The sequence below is a fragment of the Parendozoicomonas verongulae genome (assembly GCF_009711465.1).
Classification (GTDB): domain Bacteria; phylum Pseudomonadota; class Gammaproteobacteria; order Pseudomonadales; family Endozoicomonadaceae; genus Sansalvadorimonas; species Sansalvadorimonas verongulae.
Map to the genome: position 1 here is coordinate 1 of NZ_SMME01000698.1, position 5,555 is coordinate 5,555.

The following is a 5,555-nucleotide window of genomic DNA, read 5'->3' on the forward strand; positions in this document are numbered from 1 at the left end:
CAGTGCAGTAACGACGCTCGGTGCAAGGGGGGGCGCAACACCACCTGCCTCTGCGGCACCACCTTTGCTTCGGTCAGTCTTCTCAACTCTCACCGTCAGAGCAGCCGAGACGCCCGGTGTAAGGGAAAGCAAAACACTACCTGCGCCTGCGGCCTCATCTTTGATTCGGTCAACCGGCTTTACTCTCACCGCCGGGGCAGCCAGGACGCTCGGTGCAAAGGGAAGCGGAACACTACCTGTCCCTGCGGCACCACCTTTGATACGGTCAACCTGTTTAACACTCACCGCAAGTACAGCAGCGACACCCGGTGCAAGGCGAAGCGAGTCAAACAGAAAGGAGGCGGGATTTAAAAAAGCTATGGCTTTAACAGTTCAGATTTACAAGGATAACAGCCTCGGGAATAGGCCGCTTTGCCTGACTCGAGAAGATTCCTTAGGAATTCGGTGTGTTTATTGCGAATGTGGAGATATGAGGGGAATGAAATAAGTTTTGGCTATATGGCCCGGCTACTGATGTCGTTGTGCCTACAATGAATGGGGTAGGTCGGGCATAAGGAGTTGATATGGCCAGTCGAGAAAAGCAACGTATATTGGATGGAATCGAGGCACTTTATCCTGCAGATTCTTCCCACGGGCGCACAGCCTTTATAGGACAGATTCTTCTGCACCACGCTCTTGAAAACACTCACTATAACTGGCGCGACCTCCCTCCCAGTATTCTGGCCCACTACCTTGCAATCTGTGAAGACTATGAACGCAAATCTGAAGACTCTATGAATGGTGCCAACATCTCTGTGGATACACTGCCTGGTTATTTTAAACAGTGAATCATTTGCAGACATGCAGAACGGGGTATTCTTTATAGAGTACCCTTTTTTATTGGGCTCTATCTGGATCCATAATTTATCGGGTTTGAAAATTGCCTCAGTCTGACTCATCAACTAGCCTTTCGTGTCTGAGTTGAATCAGGGGGTATGCTCGTTGCAAAGGCTGGCAAATGCCTCATGGCTTTGGTTTATCCTGACCGTTGCTCCCGCTGTTGTTGATGCGGGTACAGACAAGCAGGTGAGTCACTGCACTTTTGTCTTGCCGTCAGGTAAAGGGGAGGCCGATATCATCTCAACAGGCCGTATCCGCATATCTTCACCTGTCGTTCAACCTCTGGACGACACATTCTGTGTACCGGGTCCAGAAAATAGCCTGGTCTGCCAGGGGGGTGGGAGTCTATCCAGAATCAGGGTACCACGTCAGAACAAGGAAACCCCTGGGCTGATAGTTGAGGGCTCTACCTGCTCCGCAACTCCCAGCAAAGTTCATTCCTCGTCAGCGACAGATGACGTGATAATAACAGGTGAATTCGTTGATGGGTTTCGGCTGCCTTTTAATTATGATATTAACGCTTGGGAAATTCACTGCCGAACAGTTGTCAAACAAGAGGTAGAAGGGGTTTATGAGGCGGCATCAACAGCCTCAGGTAACTTGGGTTACGATAGCCCTGCACCGACAGTAGAAGTATTGAACCAAGGTGACAAGGGGGGAGTGTACCGAGGAAAGCGGAACACTACCTGCTTTTGTGGCGCTACCTTCGATTCACCAGGCGCACTTAACTCTCACCACCAGATCTGCAGGGACCCTCGATGCAAGGGAAAGTGGAACACCACCTGTCCCTGTGGTGCTACCTTCGATTCGCCCAGCTTGCTTAACTCTCACCGCCAAGGCAGCAGGAACGCCCCGTGCAAGGGGAGGCGGAACACAACTTGCCCTTGCGGCGTGCCCTTTGATTCGGTCAACCTGCTTATCTCTCACCGCCAGAGCAGCCGAGACCCCCGATGCAGGGGAAAGTGGAACACCGTCTGCCCTTGCGGCGCCGCCTTCGATTCGGTCAACCTGCTTAGCTCTCACCGCCGGGGCAGCAGCGACGTCCGGTGTAAGGGAAAGAAGAACACCACTTGCCTCTGCGGCGCCACCTTCGACTCGGTCAACCTGCTTAGCTCTCACCGCCGGGGCAGCAGTGACGCCAAGTGCAAGGGTAGGTGGAACACCACCTGCCCCTGCGGCTTCATCTTCGATTCCCCCAGTCAGCTTAACTCTCACCGCCAGAGCAGCAGCAATGCCCCGTGCAAGGGGAAACGGAGCACCACCTGCCACTGCGGCGCCACCTTCGATTCGCCCAGCCTGCTTAACTCTCACCGCCAGAGCAGCAGCAATGCCCTGTGCAAGGAGAAACTGATCAGAAAGAAAGGAGCCAGGTAAACTCATGTGGGCAATACTGCCGTATTTTTCAGCCAGTGCGTAACTTCAGTTACTTATTGGAGAGGACTTGGACAACTGAACCATAGGGGTATTCTGTATACTGGGGCGACTCTGTGTAAAGAGTACAGTCGTCTATATTCCAGTGCTTGCAGGGTTTTTCAGGTCAATAACGTTATTTAAAGGAAAGTAATACTGTGACATTTCAGATAAGGGTTCTTCCTGAAGGAGTGAAGGTAGAGTGCTCTGACTCTGATGTTTCCATGCGTTTGGGCGTGCAGGGAGAGTGGAAAGCTATACGTCACGATGAGAGATTTTATCGTCGGGGTGTTGATGGTTCAGTGCATGGGGCAAACGGCATCTTTTCTCCGGGAGCGAAGCAGGCCGTTGAGTTGCATCAGGACATATTACCATTCTGTCGCCGTACGTTAGAGGCAGGTGTTGCGGATGCCGTAGAGGTTATACTGCAACGGTGTCTTCGGTTGCCCATCGGGTTTTATCATCAGCAGGAGCAGGCTTATCAGGCGGTTTATCCGGAAGGTGTACCTGTTCTTCCCCCTGACCGTTATCGGGACGTGGTTTTTCCCGTGACAACCGGTTGCCCTAATGGCCAGTGCACGTTTTGTGCGTTTTATCGTGGAAAGCCTTTCTCGCTTCTGAGAAGTGATGGCCAGGACGATTTCTCCCGGCAGGTGAAAACACTCTTTCCAAAAGGCGTTGCTGGACGAGAAGGAATATTCCTTGGCTCTGCTAATGCACTGGCTTTGCCATTTTCTGCATTAGGTCGCACCCTTGATAATGCTATTAAGCTGTTGGGTATGCCCAAAAGGGGAATAGCCTGCTTTGGTGATGCGGACTACATGGGGAAACGTACAGTTGAACAGTGGGAAGAATTACAAAGCAAGGGTTTGCGACAGGTCGTGCTGGGGTTGGAAACAGGAGCACCGGATTTAAGGAAAACTATTGGCAAAAGTGATCAACTCTGGAAAACAGAGCGTCTGGCTCATCAACTCAAACAGGCAGGAATCGCAGTTGGATTTACAGTGCTGACGGGGTTTATTGCAGCAGAACATTTTCCTGAGCATCGAAAACAAACAGATAATTTTTTACAAGCACTGGAGCTTGAGGAAGAAGATAGGGTATACATATCGCCTTGGTTCACTGATGGTGCTTTGCAGCCTGAAGGGCGGGCATTTGATGAGGCCAAAGACATGAAGCAGCAGTTGCAGGCGAGCACCCGTGCACGTGTAACGGCCTATTCATCCCATAACTTCTATTATTTTTCCTGAGAACTGCAGTTATGTTTTCCATCGAGATTGATCGGAACCAACCAGCTTCCGCCTTTTACCATGAGTTTAATCAGCTGGCAGAAGGTCTGATTTCTGCAGAAGCGGACCCCATTGCCGGAATGGCCAACCTCTCCAGCCTGCTTTTTAATGTGTTGGACGATGTGAACTGGGCTGGCTTCTACCTTATGCAGGAAGAACAGCTGGTTTTAGGGCCTTTCCACGGTCAACCGGCCTGTACCCGTATTCCCCTTGGGCGAGGCGTGTGTGGCACAGCGGCCAGTGAAAATGCTATTCAGCGTATTGCGGATGTAGACGCTTTTCCCGGCCATATCTCCTGCGATGCCGCCAGCCAAAGTGAGATTGTTCTACCACTGCTACACGATGGCAAAGTAGTGGCTGTTCTGGATATTGATAGCCCTGTAAAGGAACGCTTCACAGAAGAGGATGAAAAAGGTCTGATTCGTTTGGTTGAATTGATTCAAGATGGGTTACATCTCGCAAAGTTGAGTTGATATTGCGAGGAATTGTATCTGCAGGTTGACCCGAGAGCCGCAGCTACCTAGGATTTCCTGAGTTCTATAACAACAGTGAATAATCAATATGAATCCAAAAGTGCTGCTGGCTTTGGGGCTTGGCCTCGTTATTGGTGGAGCATCTAGCTTCTTTTATCTGCAGGGGAAACCGCAGGCTGTTGGTCAGTCGAGCGCTGTTCTGGCTATGCAAGGCAAGGAATACACCATCGATCAGCTGCCTCCTGCTGCTGCGAGAGCCATGTTTGATATTGAACGAGAAGCCTGGACCCGGAAAACACATATTGTTTCCAGTGCTGCGGGTGAAATGTATGTGCAGGAAAAAATCAAGGAAAGTGGCGACGACCGTCAGGATGTACTGATGGACGTTTTGGGCCTGGAAGAACCCACAGAAGAAGCCATGCAGGCCTTTTACAATGAAAATAAAGAACGTATTCCCGCACCCTATGAACAAGTCAGAGAGCAGATCCAAAACTTTCTCGCAGGGCAGGATCTCCAACAAAAGCGTGCAGAGTTAACTGAGCGGTTGCACGATGAGTTGGGTATGAAGGTTCTTCTTCAGGAACCACAAGCTCCATTCACAGTTATTGATACGGATGGCTTCCCGTCAAAAGGTAACCCCTCAGCAGCACACACATTAATCAAGTTTGCAGATTATCAATGCCCCCATTGTGCCGATGCTGCCGAAACTCTGAATAAGGTCATGGAAGCCGCAGGCAATAATATTCGCCTCGTTTATATGGACTTCCCAATCAACCGCTCCGGCATCTCTCGTGGTGTGGCTCTGGGTGCTGTATGTGCTGATGAACAGGGTATGTTCTGGGAATACAATGATACCGCATTCAAGCAGCAGCATTCATTGAATGAAAACTCCAAGATAACCCTGGCCGAAGGGCTTGGCTTAGATATGGCCGCGTATCAAACCTGTCTGGACAGTGATCGCCCCGAAAAGAGAGTGGCGCGTTCAGAAGCTGTAGCCGAACGTCTCGGATTAACCGGAACTCCTGCCTTCTTTATGGACGGCAAGGCTTTGCAGCCGGAAAACCTGAGGGAAGGGCTGGAACAAGCTGTGCGTCAGGCAGCGGGCTTTTAGTAAAAGCTCCTGAATAAAGGTTTGTGAAAAATGATGCCGATGGAATCACCTTTCATCGGCATTGTTGTATGTTGCCACTGGTTGTTAAGTAAATGTCGTATATCGAAAGAATCCCCTTGACCTTAATCGGAATCTAATTAGAATGCGCCCTCGTTGTTACGGCAGGCCGTCAAACAAGACGGAGAAAAGGCCAGGACGACACAGTTAAGATATTCATAACCGACTGATTTCACTATTTAACTTTTGGAATTGATCGAAAACGAATCACTTGACACCGACCGGCGCCACGGTAAAATGGCCGCCTCGCTGAAGCGACTAACGAGTTACTCTTTAAGAACTTCAGCTATCCTCTTCACAAAATGCGATGAAGAGCGATCTTTAACAAAGAATTCA

Annotated in this window: 6 protein-coding genes; 4 read left to right on the forward strand and 2 right to left on the reverse strand. The window is 50.2% G+C overall.

The features are described 5' to 3' along the window. The coding region (locus tag E1189_RS03125; RefSeq protein WP_155158589.1) for a hypothetical protein at positions 1–285 on the reverse strand (285 nt) is incomplete at its 3' end. Positions 286–563: 278 nt separating this feature from the next. On the opposite strand from E1189_RS03125, the gene E1189_RS03130 reads away from it, so the two are divergent. Then, positions 564–827 carry a hypothetical protein gene (locus E1189_RS03130; protein WP_155158590.1) on the forward strand — a complete coding sequence of 88 codons (264 nt, stop codon included), beginning with the start codon at positions 564–566 and terminating at the stop codon, positions 825–827. Positions 828–1,590: 763 nt separating this feature from the next. On the opposite strand, the gene E1189_RS03135 is transcribed toward E1189_RS03130, so the two are convergent. Further along, the gene (locus tag E1189_RS03135) at positions 1,591–2,259 is read right to left on the reverse strand and encodes a hypothetical protein (protein WP_155158591.1); all 669 of its coding nucleotides are present in this window, start codon (positions 2,257–2,259) and stop codon (positions 1,591–1,593) included. A gap of 188 nt (positions 2,260–2,447) precedes the next feature. On the opposite strand from E1189_RS03135, the gene E1189_RS03140 reads away from it, so the two are divergent. From E1189_RS03140 to E1189_RS03150, 3 genes are all read left to right on the forward strand, one after another. Continuing rightward, positions 2,448–3,539: a radical SAM protein gene (locus tag E1189_RS03140; RefSeq protein WP_155158592.1), complete on the forward strand. Its 1,092-nt coding sequence runs from the start codon at positions 2,448–2,450 to the stop codon at positions 3,537–3,539. An 11-nt stretch (positions 3,540–3,550) separates the two neighbouring features. Continuing rightward, the gene (locus tag E1189_RS03145) at positions 3,551–4,051 is read left to right on the forward strand and encodes a GAF domain-containing protein (protein ID WP_155158593.1); all 501 of its coding nucleotides are present in this window, start codon (positions 3,551–3,553) and stop codon (positions 4,049–4,051) included. An 88-nt stretch (positions 4,052–4,139) separates the two neighbouring features. Next, complete coding sequence (locus tag E1189_RS03150; protein WP_155158594.1) at positions 4,140–5,162, forward strand: DsbA family protein; 1,023 nt, start codon at positions 4,140–4,142, stop codon at positions 5,160–5,162. The last annotated feature ends 393 nt before the right edge of the window (positions 5,163–5,555 follow it).